The organism is Aeromonas sp. ANP5, assembly GCF_963870295.1.
Classification (GTDB): Bacteria; Pseudomonadota; Gammaproteobacteria; order Enterobacterales; family Aeromonadaceae; genus Aeromonas; species Aeromonas veronii.
The window spans coordinates 184,145-199,321 of record NZ_CAWMRY010000002.1 but is presented as its reverse complement, the minus strand read 5'-3'; the positions used below and the strand labels follow the sequence as shown (position 1 = coordinate 199,321).

Annotated in this window: 9 protein-coding genes and 1 riboswitch; of the genes, 5 read left to right on the top strand and 4 right to left on the bottom strand. The window is 60.0% G+C overall.

Annotation, left to right across the window (positions count from 1 at the left end; genetic code table 11):
* Nucleotides 1–91 precede the first annotated feature (91 nt).
* Nucleotides 92–2,275 carry an ExeM/NucH family extracellular endonuclease gene (locus AACT07_RS02145; RefSeq protein ID WP_069526457.1) on the bottom strand — a complete coding sequence of 728 codons (2,184 nt, stop codon included), beginning with the start codon at nucleotides 2,273–2,275 and terminating at the stop codon, nucleotides 92–94.
* Between the two features lie 293 nt (nucleotides 2,276–2,568).
* Nucleotides 2,569–2,651: riboswitch (cyclic di-GMP riboswitch) on the top strand.
* 115 nt (nucleotides 2,652–2,766) lie between these two features.
* Between AACT07_RS02145 and AACT07_RS02140 the strand changes: the two genes are divergently transcribed.
* Together AACT07_RS02140 and AACT07_RS02135 are read left to right on the top strand one after the other, a co-directional pair.
* On the top strand, nucleotides 2,767–5,796 hold the full coding sequence (locus AACT07_RS02140; protein ID WP_069526456.1) for a glycosyl hydrolase family 18 protein: 3,030 nt from the start codon (nucleotides 2,767–2,769) through the stop codon (nucleotides 5,794–5,796).
* A gap of 139 nt (nucleotides 5,797–5,935) precedes the next feature.
* A complete protein-coding gene (locus AACT07_RS02135; RefSeq protein ID WP_005335238.1) occupies nucleotides 5,936–6,880 on the top strand; it encodes a chemotaxis protein CheV in 945 nt (314 codons plus the stop codon).
* A 182-nt stretch (nucleotides 6,881–7,062) separates the two neighbouring features.
* On the opposite strand, the gene AACT07_RS02130 is transcribed toward AACT07_RS02135, so the two are convergent.
* On the bottom strand, nucleotides 7,063–7,674 hold the full coding sequence (locus AACT07_RS02130) for an arylesterase (RefSeq protein ID WP_005335237.1): 612 nt from the start codon (nucleotides 7,672–7,674) through the stop codon (nucleotides 7,063–7,065).
* Nucleotides 7,675–7,730: 56 nt separating this feature from the next.
* Here AACT07_RS02130 and AACT07_RS02125 point away from each other — a divergent pair, with 56 nt between their 5' ends.
* Together AACT07_RS02125 and AACT07_RS02120 are read left to right on the top strand one after the other, a co-directional pair.
* Nucleotides 7,731–8,426, top strand: a complete 696-nt coding sequence (locus tag AACT07_RS02125) for an ABC transporter ATP-binding protein (RefSeq protein WP_069526455.1) — start codon at nucleotides 7,731–7,733, stop codon at nucleotides 8,424–8,426.
* A 36-nt stretch (nucleotides 8,427–8,462) separates the two neighbouring features.
* Nucleotides 8,463–10,910 carry an ABC transporter permease gene (locus AACT07_RS02120; protein ID WP_069526454.1) on the top strand — a complete coding sequence of 816 codons (2,448 nt, stop codon included), beginning with the start codon at nucleotides 8,463–8,465 and terminating at the stop codon, nucleotides 10,908–10,910.
* 127 nt (nucleotides 10,911–11,037) lie between these two features.
* On the opposite strand, the gene AACT07_RS02115 is transcribed toward AACT07_RS02120, so the two are convergent.
* Complete coding sequence (locus tag AACT07_RS02115) at nucleotides 11,038–11,943, bottom strand: TIGR01777 family oxidoreductase (protein WP_069526453.1); 906 nt, start codon at nucleotides 11,941–11,943, stop codon at nucleotides 11,038–11,040.
* 252 nt (nucleotides 11,944–12,195) lie between these two features.
* Between AACT07_RS02115 and AACT07_RS02110 the strand changes: the two genes are divergently transcribed.
* Nucleotides 12,196–13,725, top strand: a complete 1,530-nt coding sequence (locus AACT07_RS02110) for an EAL domain-containing protein (RefSeq protein ID WP_069526491.1) — start codon at nucleotides 12,196–12,198, stop codon at nucleotides 13,723–13,725.
* 74 nt (nucleotides 13,726–13,799) lie between these two features.
* Here the strand turns inward: AACT07_RS02110 and AACT07_RS02105 are convergent, their stop codons facing one another.
* A complete protein-coding gene (locus AACT07_RS02105; RefSeq protein WP_069526452.1) occupies nucleotides 13,800–14,981 on the bottom strand; it encodes an aminotransferase-like domain-containing protein in 1,182 nt (393 codons plus the stop codon).
* Nucleotides 14,982–15,177 lie beyond the last annotated feature (196 nt).

Here is a 15,177-nt window from a genome sequence, read left to right as displayed (position 1 = left end):
TCCGCGCCTTTCATTTGTAAATCCAATGACCTGAATGAAAAAGCCCGCGAGACTCGCGGGCTTTGCTTGCACTATTCAGATGCGCTTGTGGTTAACGGCGACGTCGCCAGGCCAGCGGTAACAGGGCCAGCAGGCCGAGTCCCAGTGCACCACCGCCTGAGGAGGTGTCCGGTTTGGTGGCATCGCTCTCCAGTCTCAGGTCGACGATGATGGGATCATGGTCGGAGGCACTGAAGGGGTTGTCAGACTTGAGCAATGTGCCGGTGTACTGGCTGCCGTATTCGAACAGGGAGCTCTCGAAGGAGTTGATGTGCCAGTCGGCGACACCTGCCACCTTGCTGGCCAGCGCCGGGTTGGCGAGGGCATAGTCCAGGGTGCCCAGCTCCCCGTCGTAGCTGTAGGAGATGGCTTTCTCCTTGTTGAATTTGACGTTGAGATCGATCAGGCCGTAGCTGCGAGTCACTTCGCGACCGAGCTGTTCATAGGGCTGCTCACCGATAAAGGTGTGGGAGGCCGATACGATCTTCCGCTCGCTGGTGGCCGGGTTGTAGTCGGTCAGCACCCGGATCGGATCTTCCTTGGCGTAGGAGTTGAAGTCGCCAACCAGCAGCACCTGGCCCGGCAGTTTGCTGACCGCTTCACCCAGCACCTTGGCGGCAGAGACCCGGAACTCGGTGCACTTGCCCTGCAGGTCGGCCGGTTCTGTCTTGCCATCGCCATTTTCGTAGCAGCCTGACCCCTTGGATTTGAGGTGGTTGACCACCAGTGTCAGCGGCTCCTTGCTCTTGGCGAGGGTGAAGGTCTGAACCAGCGAGTCGCGCTGACCGGCTGTCTTGGCCACACCACCTGTGGTGTAGCGCTGCTCCGGCAGCTTGATGACGCTGGCATCCCCGCTGGGGGTGAGCAGGGCAGGACGGTAGATCATTGCCACCATGATGGCGTCACCGCCGAAGAACTTGCCATCGGTAAGAGCAGTGACCGGCAGACGCACATAGGCGTAGTGTTTGCTCGCATCCTTTTGCTGTTCGTTGAGGCGGGTCACCAGATTGTGGAGGGCAGAGTTATCCTCGAAGCCGTTGTTCTCCATCTCCATCAGGCCGAGCAGATCGGCATCCATTGCGGTGATGGCATTGACGATCTTGGTGCGCTGCTTCTCGAACTCGGGCTGGCTCTTGGCACCCCGGTTGCAACCTTTGGCGTTGTCGGCATCCGCCTGATCCTTGCACAGGATATTGAGTGCGCCGCCAATGCTGGAGTGGCTGGTGAAGTAGTTGAGTACGTTGAAGCTGCCGATCCGCAGATCGCTGCCAGCGAGGCGAGCCGGCGCGTCTTGACGATCCTCTTCAGGGCTGCGCAGCAGGGCGCCAGCAGTCAGGGTGACATCGCTCGGTACCACCAGACGGAAGGCATCCTTGTTGTATACGATCACCCCCTCCAGCCCGGTCAGTTGATCGCCGATACGCAGATATCCCTGATCGGCATCCCAGCTTGGGAACCAGGGCAGTACGCCATCCGGTGCTTTGTAATCAGACTCGACCACCAGACGGTTGCTGCCATTTTTGGTGGCCAGTGCGACAGCGTCCGCACTGTTGGCAACATGAAGTTGGGTCGGTTTGATCAGCGGGGTTTTGTGGGTCAACTCTACGTTGTTGCGATAAACCTTGTAGTCGAAGCCGTAGTTGCGGGTCAGGTGCAGGTCACTGCTGCTGTCGAGACGTACCCGCATCCCTTCGTGGCGATTGAGCGCTTGCGCCAGCGTCTCCCCTTCATTGACCAGCAGTACGTTGGTCGGCACATTCAGCCCTTGTGCGGTGACTTGCAGGCGGGCTTTGCTGGATTCGAAGGTGGGTTTGAGCTGGGTGCCGCCGTAATACTCCTCGACCTTGGCTTCAAGGCAGAGTTCAGCCCCCGGTTTGATGTCTTTATATTTGGTCGCGAAGTCCTTGTCGTTCAGATAGACAAAGATGCCATCAGAGGTGGCTGGGTTGCCATCGCCCACCGGGTCGGTCAGATAGAAACCCTTGGTCAGACTTTGGCCCAGAGTCGTCACGATACCGCGAACGTTGAAGGTGCCCGGGCTGATTTTGCCGGTCACGTTACCGTTTTTGTCGGTCACGGTCTGGGTGGCCAGCGCGCTGGCGGAGCCTGTGCCCTGAATGGTCGGGATGGGGGTGAGTTGAGCCGGATCGGACGGGCAGACAAATGCCGCATGGGCGCCTGAGGATGCAAGTGCCAGCCCCACGGCCAGCGACAGCAGGGTACGAGTACCTTTCATAGGTGTTCCTTTTTTATTTTTGCCAGTGATTCCATAGCCTTGGCTCGTTGACCAAGGGCGCGCATTGTCACATTTCTGGCATGTCATACCAGTGAGCCAACGCACATTAAATGAATCTGGGAAGGTGTGGGAAAGCGTTTTTATGATCCCAGTAACGATATGATTTTTTTGATAATTCAATCAATTTTAACCCTGTGATCATGACGCTTTCGTGGCAGGGGATAATTCTCTTTGAGAATAAAGATTGAGGGGATCTTGTCGCCTTCCTATACTGGGTTCGTTCCTCACGGAACCCAGGTAAAGGGCAAACCGGCAGTGATGTCGGGGCGCAATGCTTCCGGTCTCGATCGTGGATCCAGATAGCGGGGTTTCCCTGGGTGAGGGGTTGTTTTTGTGGCAGGTCCATTGCCAGTTGTCTGCGCCCATCATGCAGGTTGCGATTGTTCTTTGCCTTGGTGACCAAGCCAAGACAAAACAAGGAAGATAACAATATGCAACAGCTCTTCAGACCCAGCAGGCTTGCCATGCTGGTCGCCCTTGCGGCTGCGCCCGCCTGGGCTCAGGCCGCTTATCCCGCCTATAAATCCGGTACTGCCTACAAGGCTGGCGATATCGTCAGCAACGTCGGCGCCCTCTATGAATGCAAAGAATTTCCCTATTCAGGGTGGTGCGGGGCATCCCCCTATCACTATGAGCCGGGGGTAGGGGTGGTCTGGGCAGATGCCTGGAAGCCCTATGGTGGCGATGTGCCTCCTCCTGCACTCGGCGTAGCCATCAGCTCACCGGCTGCCGGTTCCAGCTTCAACGAAGGTACCAGCGTGGCGCTGGCGGTGAGCCTGAGCGGCCCGGTAACGGCCTTGGCCCGGGTGGAATATCTTGTCGACGGCAAGCTGGTCGCCACGGCGAGCGCCTCCCCCTGGAGTGCCAGCTGGAGCGCCGCCGGAGTGGGGGCCCATACCCTCAAAGCTCGCGCGCTGGATAAAGATGGCAAGGTGCTGAGCGAGGCGGATTCGAGCTTCAACGTCGCCGCCGTGGTCGCGCCAGAGGCGCCCAAGGCGAACATTAGCAGCCCGGCCAATGGCGCCAAGGTGACGCTGGGTCGCAGTGTGGCGGTGAGCGGTAACGTCACCGATGCCAACAACGATGTGGCCAAAGTCGAGCTCTATGTCGACGGCAAGAAGGTGGGCGAAGATACCACAGCCCCCTGGCAGGTGAACTGGACGCCGGATGCCAAAGGCAGTGCCGCCCTCAAGCTGGTGGCCACTGACAAGAGCAATCTGAGCGGCGAGTCGGCGGCGGTGACCGTCAATGTCGAGGAGGCCGCGCTGCCGCCCACCGGTGGCAACCTCTCTTGTGACATTCGCCAGGTCTATCGCCCGGATGGCTACGAGTGCATGGGGGATGATCATGCCCGCCGGGTCATCGGCTACTTCACCTCCTGGCGCACCGGCAAGAACGGCCTGCCCGCCTATCTGGTGAGCGATATTCCATGGAACAAGATCACCCACATCAACTATGCCTTCGCGGCGGTGGATGAGCAGAGCCACACCATCAAGGTGGACGATGCAGCCACCAAGATGACCTGGGATGGCGTGCCGGGTGCCGAGATGGATCCTGAATTCGCCTACAAGGGCCACTTCAACCTGCTGTCGAAGTACAAGAAGCAGTATCCGGACGTGAAGACCCTGATCTCGGTCGGGGGCTGGGCCGATACCCGCGGCTTCTACACCGCTACTACCAAGGGTGACTGCTCGGTCAATACTGCCGGTATCAACACCCTGGCTGACTCGGCGGTGAGTTTTATCCGCCAGTACGGTTTTGACGGGGTCGATATCGACTACGAATACCCCACCTCGATGAAGGATGCGGGCAACCCCAACGATTTCCCGCTCTCCAACCAGTGCCGGGCCAAGCTGTTTGCCAACTACGAGGTGCTGATGAAGACCTTGCGGGCGCGGCTCGACAACGCCGGTAACGAAGATGGCCGCAAGTATATGCTGACCATCGCCTCACCGGCTTCTGCCTATCTGCTGCGGGGGATGGAGAACTTCCAGGTCACCCAGTACCTCGACTACGTCAACCTGATGACCTATGACTTCCACGGTGCCTGGAACCACTTTGTCGGTCACAACGCGGCCCTGTTCGACAACAATGCCGACCCCGAGCTCTCCCATTGGGGCGTCTATACCCAGACCCAGTTTGGCGGTATCGGTTACCTCAACGCGGCCTGGTCTGCCCACTACTTCCGCGGTGCGCTGGCGGCTGGCAAGATCAACGTTGGCGTGCCCTATTACACCCGCGGTTGGCAGGGGGTGAGCGGTGGCAGTCACGGGCTGGGTGGCAAGGCAGCCCTGCCGAGCCAGAACGAGTGCCAGCCGGGCACAGGTGGCAGCACCATTCCGTGCGGCAACGGGGCGGTCGGCATCGACAACATCTGGCATGATCTCGACAAGAACGGCAAAGAGATCGGCGGTGGCGCCGTGCCCATGTGGCATGCCAAGAACCTGGAGCATGCGGCCAGCCTCGGCATCACCACATTGCCAAGTTATGGCACTGCCTGGGGTCTGGATCCCAACAATCCGGCTCACGTGATGCAGGGCAAGTATGTGCGTTACTACGATGACAAGGCTCACGCGCCCTGGCTGTGGAATGAAGAGAAGAAGGTGTTCCTCTCAACCGAAGATGAAGAGTCCATGGGCCACAAGCTCGACTACATCATCAAGCGCGGTCTGGGTGGCGTGATGTTCTGGGAGATGGCGGGTGACTACGCCTTCGATCCGGCCAAGAACGAGTACGGCATGGGCAGCACCCTGACCACCTTGGCTTACGAGAAGTTTGCCAAGGCAACTCCGTACAACACCAAGCAAAACGATCTGGCCGCGCCGAGCGCCCAGCTCGACATCCAGGTCAGCCTCTCCGGCTTCAAGGAAGGGGACTCCAACTACCCGATCAACCCGAAACTCAAGCTGGTCAACAAGTCGACCCAGACCATTCCGGGCGGCGCGCGCATCGAGTTTCTGGTGCCCACCTCCACCTCTGACACCATCACGGATCAGAGTGGCATGGGCCTGAAAGTGGTGGAGAGCGGTGGCAACGACAACTCGGAAGGCATTGCCAATGAGAAGGATTTCCACAAGGTCGCCATGAACCTGCCGGGTTGGCAGACTCTGGCGCCGGGGGCCGAGATTGAAGTCGCCATGACCTACTACCTGCCCGCCGCTGGCGTGCCGAGCGGTATGCGCATCATCAGCGGCAGCCAGACCATTGGTCTCAAGGCCGAGTTCCCGACCCTGCCGGAGGCCGTGCTGGGCTCGGGTGGCGGTGAGAATCCGGGCTCCAGCTGCAGCAGCCAGAACGTCAATCCGGCAGCCTACAAGGCCTATCCGAGCTGGCCGCAGGGAGACCATGCCAATGGCGGCGATCGCATCACCCATAACAAGGTAGTGTGGCAAGCAAACTGGTGGACCAGCAGCGAACCCAAGGCAACCGATGGCAGCTGGAAGTCTGTCTGTAGCTATTGATTTTAAAATCAATGAGATAAGTGAGGCTTCGGCCTCACTTTTTTTGTCTGGTTGGTCGCTCTGGTTGAAAATGCGCCTGCCTTTCCTGGCGGGCAGCCTCTATAATAGAGTCGATTAATAATCAGATGGATATCAGCGTATGGCGAGTATATTGGATTCCGTTGATCAACGAACTCAACTGGTGGGTGAAAACCGCCTCGAGTTGTTGATGTTTCGTCTCGGCACCCGTCAGATGTTCGCCATCAACGTCTTCAAGGTTCGGGAAGTGGTCAAGTTGCCCCATCTGAGCAAGATGCCGGGCTCCCATCACAATATCAGCGGGGTGGCCAATATCCGCGGTACCTCGATCCCGGTGATCAACCTGCGCAGCGCCATCGGTATGCGCCCCATGCCCATCGACAGTGAATCCAACCTCATCATCACCGAGTACAACCGTACCATTCAGGGCTTTCTGGTGGGGCAGGTGGCCAACATCGTCAACATGACCTGGAAGGATATCCTGCCACCGCCGCGCTCTGCTGGGCGCGCCAACTACCTCACCGCCATCACCCGCATTCCCGAAGATGGAGTGGATCAGATCGTCGAGATCATCGATGTGGAGAAGGTGCTGGCGGAGATCATCACCTATGACATCCGGATCTCTGAAGAGGTGCTGGATCGGGAGATCCTGCCCGAGATGCATGGCCGCAAAGTGCTGATCGTCGATGACTCCAGCACCGCCCGCAATCTGGTGCGCGAGACCCTGGGCCAGCTTGGGCTTGAGGTGATCGAGTGTCAGGATGGTTTGCAGGCGCTGACCCTGCTCAAGGGGTGGTGCGATGCTGGCAAGAAGGTGACCGACGAGATCCTGCTGATGATCACCGATGCCGAAATGCCGGAGATGGACGGCTACCGCCTGACCCACGAGGTGCGCAGCGATCCGCGCATGTCTGATCTCTTTATCACCCTCAACACCTCCCTGAGCGGCAACTTCAACGAAGCCATGGTCAAGAAGGTGGGGTGTGACCGCTTTATCTCCAAATTCCAGCCCGACTTGCTGGTCGGCGTGGCCCAGGAGCGGCTGCGTCAGGTGCTGGAAAGCTGAGAAACTGCCTGTCGGTTATGCTAAATCAATAACAACACATCCCGCTTCGGCGGGATGTGTTGTTATTGGGTATTGGCGATGGATTGGGTGAATCAAGGTGCCAAGCAGAGATCGTCGACCATTCAAAACATCCGATTTTGGCGGGATATTTTGTTATGGGATATTGGTGATAGACGGCGGGCTTATTGGCTGAGCAGCGGCTCCATAAAGCGGGCGACTTTATCGCGGATTTGGGGCTGGGCCGCCGGGGTGGGATGAATACCATCGTTCATCATAAGTTCAGGGCGCAGCGCAATATCATCCATAAAGAAGGGCAGCAGGGGCAGATCGTTAGCCTGGGCCAACTCGGGAAAGATCTGTTCGAACTGGCGCAGATAGCGGGCACCGTAGTTGCGGGGCAGCTGGATTTGGGTCAACACCACACGGGTCTGCTGCTCCTTGGCGAGCGCGATCATGCTGGCCAGATTCTGGCGGGTAATGGTCGGTGCGAAGCCGCGCAGGCCGTCGTTGCCTCCCAGTTCGATCAGCAGCCAGTCCGGTTTGTGCTCCTTCAGCAGAGCGGGCAGACGGGCCAGCGCCCCCTGGGTCGTTTCACCGCTGATGCTGGCATTGAGCAGGGTGTGTTTGCCCCCCTCCTCCTGCCATTTCTGGTTGAGCAGGGCTGGCCAGCTCTGCTCAACCTGCATTTGATAGCCGGCGCTCAGGCTGTCTCCCAGCACCAGCAGGGTCTGGGCCTGAGCCGACGAGAGCAGGCTGCCGAGGCCAACGAACAAGGCAAACAGAATACGCACCATCAATTCAACTCCCGCTATGGATTGTCATCAAGGGATTGGAACAAAGGATACAGAGCATGAGTTCAACCCCCATTATTGTCGTCAAGGGCCTCGGCAAATCGGTTCGCCTCGGCCAGGAAAGCCTCACCATCCTTGAAGGGATCGATCTGCAAGTCAATAGCGGCGAGACGGTGGCCCTGGTCGGTGCCTCCGGTTCCGGCAAGTCCACCCTGCTGGGATTGCTGGCCGGGCTCGATCTGCCGAGTCAGGGAGACATCGAAATCCTCGGCAAATCCCTTGGCGAGCTGGATGAGGAGGGGCGGGCCCGATTGCGCGCCGAGCAGCTCGGCTTTGTGTTCCAGTCGTTCCTGCTGCTCCCGACCATGACGGCGCTGGAGAATGTGATGCTGCCCGCCGAGCTGCGCGGCGAGCGTGATTGCGAACCAAGAGCTCGCGAGCTGCTGGCCGCGGTCGGGCTTGGCGAGCGGTTGCACCATCTGCCGCCACGGCTCTCCGGCGGTGAGCAGCAGCGGGTGGCCATCGCCCGCGCTTTTATGACTCGTCCCAGCCTGCTGTTGGCGGACGAGCCGACCGGCAACCTCGACAGCAAGACCGGCGAGAAAGTGATCGAGCTGCTGTTTGAACTCAATCGCAAGCACGGCACCACGCTAGTGGTAGTGACTCATGACCATCAGTTGGCCGAACGCTGCCAGCGGCAAGTGGTCATGACGGCGGGTCGGCTGGAGCGCGAGGTGGCCCATGATGTGGTGTAACGGGGTGAGCTGCGGGTCAGGCGGGAGATGCAAGGGATGATGCAGTGGCGATTGGGATGGCGACTGCTGCGCCGGGAAGGTTTCAGCGGCGAGCTGCGCTGGTTTGTGCTGGCGCTGGCGCTTAGCGTGGCGTGTGTCTTGAGTGTGGCATTGGTGGCGGATCGGCTCGATGCCGGACTCAAGGCGTCGGGCCGCGACTTTATCGGGGCGGATCGGGTGCTGCGCACCGCCGCCGCTCTGCCGGATGGTTGGCTGGAACGAGCGAAACAGGATGGCTTGGCGGTGCAGACCACCGTCAGCTTCAACAGCATGCTGTTTCACGGTGATGCGTTGCAGCTCGCCTCCATTCGGGCAGTGCCCGACGGTTTTCCCTTCTACGGCAAGCTCACTCTGGAACCTGCCCGCGCCCCGGCTCCCGGCGAGATCTGGCTCTCCGCCCGGGTGATGCAGCTGCTCAAGGCCAAAACGGGGGATGAGCTGGAGGTAGGCAATGCGGTGCTCAAGGTGGCAGGCCTGCTTGGCGAGGAGCCGGATCAGGGCTTCAGCCCCTTCCTGTTGGCGCCGCGGGCGCTGATCCACAGTGCCGATATCGAGGCGACCGGCGCCCTGCTTCCCGGCAGCCGCCAGCAGTGGCGCTATCTGTTCAAGGGGCCGAGAGAGTCGCTGGCCCGGTACGAGCAATGGCTGCTGCCGCAATTGCAGGCCGGACAGAAGTGGATCAAACCGGATGACAGCGAATCCCAAGTGGGCCGCTCGCTGGCCAATGCCGAACGTTTCTTCCGGCTCGCCTCGCTAAGCGGGGTGTTGCTGGGGGCGTTGGCGATGGGGATTGCGGTGCGCCACTTTGCCGAGCGCCAGACCAATATGGTGGCGCTGCTCAAAACCCTGGGGGCATCCCGTCGCTCGCTCTGGCAACTGATGGGAACCCTGCTGTTGTCGCTGACGCTGATCGGTGCGTTGCTGGGTCTGGTGGCGGGCACAGCCATGCAGTGGATCACCTTGCAACTGCTGGGGGACCTGCTGCCGCCGGATCTGCCGCCCCCCTCCTGGCGCCCCTTTGCGCTGGGGGTGGCGGTGGCGCTCTTTATCACCCTGCTGCTCGCTTTTGTGCCCTTCTTGCGGCTGCTGAAAGTGCCGCCGCTGCGGGTATTGCGCCGGGAGCTGGAGGCGGGTATTCCCGCCTGGCTGGCCCTGCCGGTCGGCCTGCTCGGGCTGTTTGCGCTGGTCTGGGGCTTTACCGCCGATGTACGGCTGGCGCTGGGTCTGGTGGGTGGCATGGGCTTGCTGATGGGTCTGCTGGCCCTGCTGGCGGCCCTGATGTTGCGGCTGGGGACGAAAGTGAGCGGGCCTCATGCCTTGCGGCTGGCGCTGGCCCACCTGTCGCGCGAGCGCAGCAGTGGCCTGTTTCAGCTGGCGGGCTTTGCGTTGGCGCTGATGCTGTTTGGCTTGCTCTGGGCGGCCCGGGTCGATCTGCTGGATGAGTTTTCGGCACGTCTCCCCGTCGATGCGCCCAACCGTTTTCTGGTCAATGTGGCCGAGAACGAGCGGGAGGGGATCCTGAGCGAGCTGGCGGCAGCCGGGGCCACCACTTCCGATTTCTATCCCATGGTGCGTGGCAGGCTGACCCATATCGCCGGTGAGGCGGTGGGCGAGGGGGCCAGCAGTGGTCGTGAAGGGGTCGATCGGGAGCTCAACTTCACTACCACAACAACCCTGCCAATAGACAACAAGCTGGTGGCCGGTAAATGGCTCGCTGGCCCCGGCGAGGTGTCGGTGGATAGCGAGTTGGCCAAGCGACTCGATATCAAGCTGGGGGACATGCTCGCCTTTACCATCGAGGGGCGCAGCTTCGGCGCCAGGGTCACCAGTTTGCGCAGCATCAAGTGGGACAATATGCGGCCCAACTTCTACATGATCTTCTCCGAGGATCTGCTGGCACCCTTCTCCCGAACCTGGCTTGGCAGCTACCGGCTGCCTGAGGCGGGGCGCAGTGCCGAGGTGGAGTTGATCCGCCGCCACCCCACGGTGAGTCTTATCGATGTGGATGACCTGATTGCGCGGCTTACGCAGGTATCGGAGCAGGTGAGCCGGGCGCTGGCGCTGATGCTGGGGCTGGTGACAGTGGCGGCGCTCTTGGTGCTGCTGACCCAGACTCAGGCCAGCATGGCTCAGCGTCGGCGCGAGCTGCTGCTGATGCGCACTCTGGGTGCCAGCAGCGATCTGCTCAGGAAGATGCTGCGCTGGGAGCTGGTGGCCAGTGGTGCGCTGGCGGGGCTCTGTGCCGCCATGGTGGTGGAGCTCTGCTCCTTTGGCCTGCAGTGGTGGTGGTTCGAGGGGCAGTGGCAGTTCCACTGGGCCATCTGGCTCGGCCTGCCGACGCTGGGGGCCTTGTTGGTGACTTTGGCGGGGCAGGGGATGCAGCGCCAGCTGCTGGCTGGCACCCTGAGCGATCGGTTGCGAGGGCTGGGTCAGGGGTTGTTGTAATCCCGCCAGCGCGAGCCGATGCACACAAGGTGCAATAGCGCAGCCACCATAAACAAGCAGCCCGGCCATTGGCCGGGCTGCTTGTTATGCGAGGTGCTGACGAGCAGACGCAGCGAGCGGGTGTGAGTTAGCGGGGCTCACGCAGCAGATTGGTGAGGGCGCTCGGCAGCTCGGGATAGCTGAAGTGAAAACCGGCCTGTTGCAGCCGTGCTGGTATCACCTTTTGTCCGGTCAGCAGCAGATCTGCCGCCTCCCCCATCACCAGTTGCAACAGCGGCGCCGGGACGAAGAAGAGGTGTGGACGGTGCAGCGTGGTGGCAAGGGTCTGGCTGAACTCCCGGTTACTGACCGGATGGGGCGCAGTGCCGTTGAAGATGCCGCTGCACTCCTCGTGTTCCAGCAGGAAGAGCATGGCGCGTACCAGATCCTGCACATGGATCCAGCTCATCATCTGGCTGCCCGATCCCATGGGGCCGCCGAGTCCGAGTCGGTAGGGGGGGAGCATTTTGGGCAGGGCGCCGCCATCCATGCCAAGCACCAGCCCGATCCGCACGATACAGACCCGGGTTTGGCGGCTCTGGGCCTCCTGCGCCAGGGTTTCCCACTGCTGGCAGAGCTGGTGGGTAAACTCGTCGTTGGGAGAGCGGCACTGCTCGTCGAGGGTTTCGGTGCCTTGTCTGCCATACCAGCCGATGGCGGAGGCGTTGAGCAGCACCTTGGGCGGCGTGCTGGATAGCTTGATGAGATCCACCAGCTGCTCGGTCAACAGCCAGCGGCTATCGCAGAGCAGCTGTTTGCGCGACTCGCTCCAGCGTCCGGCGGCGATGGGTTCACCGGCCAAATTGATCACCGCGTCCACGTCATTGAGGTCATCAAGCCGGTCGAGGTTATCCAATACCTTGATATCGTGGCCGAGCAGGGAGTAAGCGCGGCTCCCCTGCCTGCTCAATACCACGACCTCGTGATTGACCTTGAGATGGGCAACCAGCTTGCGGCCGATAAAGCCGGTCCCTCCGGTAATAAGAATCTTCATCGCTGCATGCTCCTGCTGCCGTTTGCTCAACTTTAATGGTGTGGCTTCCCTTCAACAAGTGAGACGTGCTTCGGGAGTTTTCTGTTTGACGTTTGTTAACTCTATCCTCTTCTTACGACATATTGTTGAACAATAGTTTGAATTGATTGATTTTTGTTGGGTGGACATTTGTTGAACAATCGCTATTATGGCGACCCTTTTCGCCTGTCCACCGAGGCTGTCACCCATTATCCGAGCATCAAAGAGGCCGCCATGCCATTTCGTCGTTTGAAACTTCGCCAGCTTTACTCGAGGATTCTGTTGGCGCTGCTGATGGGGGGCGGGATCCTGCTGCTGGGGGTTGTTGCCGTTATCTGGCAGACGGTGACGGAGACAGAGCGTGATGCCGATTCACGGTTGCAGCATGCCCGTGTGATGTTTGAGCGCTCCATCGGCCATGCCCGGCAGGCGGCCATCAATGTGGAGGGGATGCTTGGTCACTCCTGCAAGGAGGCGGCACAACTGCTGCGCGAACAGGTGGCCACGGTGCCTTATGTCCGTTCCGCCAATCTGGCTGTCGGCAGCCACATCTATTGCACCTCGCTCTATGGTGACTACGATGGCCCCTTCAATCCCGACCGCTATGTGGATGGCAGGTTGCAACTGCTGCCTGGCAATGAGGTCACACCGGATCGCCCCTTGATCGTGCTGCGTCATGAAACGGACAAGGGGAGTGTGCTGATCGGTGTAGATGGCTACTACCTGCGCAATACCCTGGAGATCTCCAGCAAGAACTCCCCGATGGCTCTGGTGGTGGGGCAGAGGGCACTGTTTGGCTCAGGTCAGGTCGGGGCGGCGCCCTCTCCGACAGAAGAGGGTTATATTGCCCTCGCTTCGGCTGATTTCCCCTATCAGGTCGTCACCCGGGTCACGGTGCATGACTACTGGAGCCACGCATGGCGATACTCCAGATATACCTTGATCCTCTCTCCGCTGCTGGCGCTGCTGATTGGATTCGGCACCTTCAGGCTGATGGGGCGTAGTAGCTCACCAGCGGAAGAGCTCAAACGGGCGTTGATCGAAGAGGAGTTTATCCCCTACCTGCAGCCGGTGGTCTCCGGTGAGGATGAGCAGTGGCGTGGCTGTGAGGTGCTGATGCGCTGGCAGCATCCCAAGCAAGGGATGATCTCGCCGGATCGCTTTATTCCGCTGGCGGAAGATAGCGGGTTGATCGTGCCCATGACCAGCCTGTTGATGGCGCAGGTGCGCGACCACTTCTCCCCTTATGCCCGCAAGCTGCCGGCAAAGTTTCATTTTTGCTTCAATATCAGCGCCAAACACTTTCAGGATCTCGACCTGTTGGCTGACTGCAAGGCGTTTCTTGACGCATTTAAAGACAATCCCGTTGATTTGGGGCTGGAGCTGACCGAGCGTGAACTGCTGGTAGCTGATGAGACAACCGCTCAGATGTTTGCTGAGTTGCGCAAACTGGGCGTGTTGATCTCTATCGATGATTTTGGTACCGGTCACTCCAGTCTCACCTATCTGCAACAGTTTCAGGTCGATGCACTCAAGATTGATCGGAGCTTTGTAGAGATGATCGGCACGGATGCACTCTCAAGCCATATCGTTGAAAACGTGATTGATCTGGCGAAGCGACTTGAATTGATCCTGATCGCGGAGGGGGTCGAGAAGCAGTCGCAGGCGGACTACCTGCGGGCGCGCCACGTTGACTATCTGCAAGGGTATCGTTACAGCCGCCCCATCCCGATGAAGCAGTTTTGCAAGACCTTGTTTGGCTGAACGGTTGAATGGGGAGCATAAAAAAACCAGCGATCGCTCGCTGGTTTTTTGTTGGTACGGTTTGGCTTGGGCGATCAGAGCATGCGCTGGAGGGCGCGGGCCAAGCGTTTGACCCCCTCCTCGATGGTCGCTTCATCGACGCAGGAGAAGCTCAGGCGCAGGGTGTTTTTGATCTCGGGGCGCACGTAGAAGGGGGCCCCAGGTACGAAGGCCACCTTCTCCTTGATCGCCTCGTCAAACAGCGCCATGGCACTGATGTGTGCTGGCAGAGTCAGCCAGAGGAACATGCCCCCTTCCGGTCGGGTGTAGCTGACGCCGGGCGGGCAGTGACGGGCCAGCGCGGCCTCCATGGCAGCGCGCTGGCGGCCATAGACCTCCTTGATCTTCTCCAGGTGAGCGTCGAGGGAGTTGTCGGTCAGGAAGCGGTGCAGCACCTGCTGGCTGAAGGCGTTGCTGTGCAGATCGGTCGCCTGCTTGGCGATGGTCACCTTCTTGCGCAGCCACTCCGGCATTACCATCCAGCCCAGCCGGAAGGCGGGCACCACGGTTTTCGAGAAAGAGCCGAGCAGCACGGTATTGTTTGGCGCCAGCTTGGCAATCGGGGGGAGATGCTCCCCTTCGAAGCGCAGCTCGCCGTAGGGATCATCTTCCACCATCAACAGCTCGTGGCGCACCAGTCGCTCCGCCACTGCCTCGCGGTTGGCACGGCTATAGGAGACACCGCTCGGGTTCTGGAAGTTGGGCACACCGTAGAGCAGCTTGGCACTGGATCCGCTTGCCAGCAGCGCATCCAGCGCCGCCAGGTCCAGCCCCTCTTCTTCAAGGGTGATCGGCTTGAAGGTGGGCTGGTAGACAGAAAAGGCCTGAATGGCGCCAAGGTAACCCGGCTCTTCGATGATGAGATCCTGACCCTCGTCGATCAGCACCTTGCCCAGCAGATCCAGCGCCTGCTGGGAGCCGCTGGTGATGAGGATGTTGTCCGGATTGACCTGCATGCAGTGGCGGGTCAGATAGCGGTCGGCAATATATTGGCGCAGCGGGGCGAAGCCCTCGGTCGCCGCATATTGCAGGGCGGCAGCCCCCTGTTCGCGCAGCACATCCTGACAGGCCTGATCGATCGCCTTGACCGGAAACAGGTGGGGATTGGGCAGGCCACCGGCGAAGGAGATGATCTCCGGATTGGCGGCAACTTTGAGGATTTCACGGATAAAAGAAGGTTCAACCTTCTCGAAGCGCTGGGCAAAAAACGGCTGCATAGACAATTCTCTCGGCATGTGGGCGGTCGCTCCATTCGACCGCCAGGTTATCCGTTTGTATCAGATTTCAGAAATGAGGCAATGATTGTCACAAAAATCGCCAAAAAAGGGCTGGAACGACTCTACTGCGGATTATATTGGACGGTTAGTCGGTGTGGTGATGCCCGTGAGGGAGCAGGGAAGTGGATGGCCGGAA

What these genes read in the sequence shown, in the direction of transcription:
- AACT07_RS02145 (WP_069526457.1), bottom strand. Translation starts at nt 2,275, where the DNA reads ATGAAAGGTACTCGTACCCTGCTGTCGCTGGCCGTGGGGCTGGCACTT.
- AACT07_RS02140 (WP_069526456.1), top strand. Translation starts at nt 2,767, where the DNA reads ATGCAACAGCTCTTCAGACCCAGCAGGCTTGCCATGCTGGTCGCCCTT.
- AACT07_RS02135 (WP_005335238.1), top strand. Translation starts at nt 5,936, where the DNA reads ATGGCGAGTATATTGGATTCCGTTGATCAACGAACTCAACTGGTGGGT.
- AACT07_RS02130 (WP_005335237.1), bottom strand. Translation starts at nt 7,674, where the DNA reads ATGGTGCGTATTCTGTTTGCCTTGTTCGTTGGCCTCGGCAGCCTGCTC.
- AACT07_RS02125 (WP_069526455.1), top strand. Translation starts at nt 7,731, where the DNA reads ATGAGTTCAACCCCCATTATTGTCGTCAAGGGCCTCGGCAAATCGGTT.
- AACT07_RS02120 (WP_069526454.1), top strand. Translation starts at nt 8,463, where the DNA reads ATGATGCAGTGGCGATTGGGATGGCGACTGCTGCGCCGGGAAGGTTTC.
- AACT07_RS02115 (WP_069526453.1), bottom strand. Translation starts at nt 11,943, where the DNA reads ATGAAGATTCTTATTACCGGAGGGACCGGCTTTATCGGCCGCAAGCTG.
- AACT07_RS02110 (WP_069526491.1), top strand. Translation starts at nt 12,196, where the DNA reads ATGCCATTTCGTCGTTTGAAACTTCGCCAGCTTTACTCGAGGATTCTG.
- AACT07_RS02105 (WP_069526452.1), bottom strand. Translation starts at nt 14,981, where the DNA reads ATGCAGCCGTTTTTTGCCCAGCGCTTCGAGAAGGTTGAACCTTCTTTT.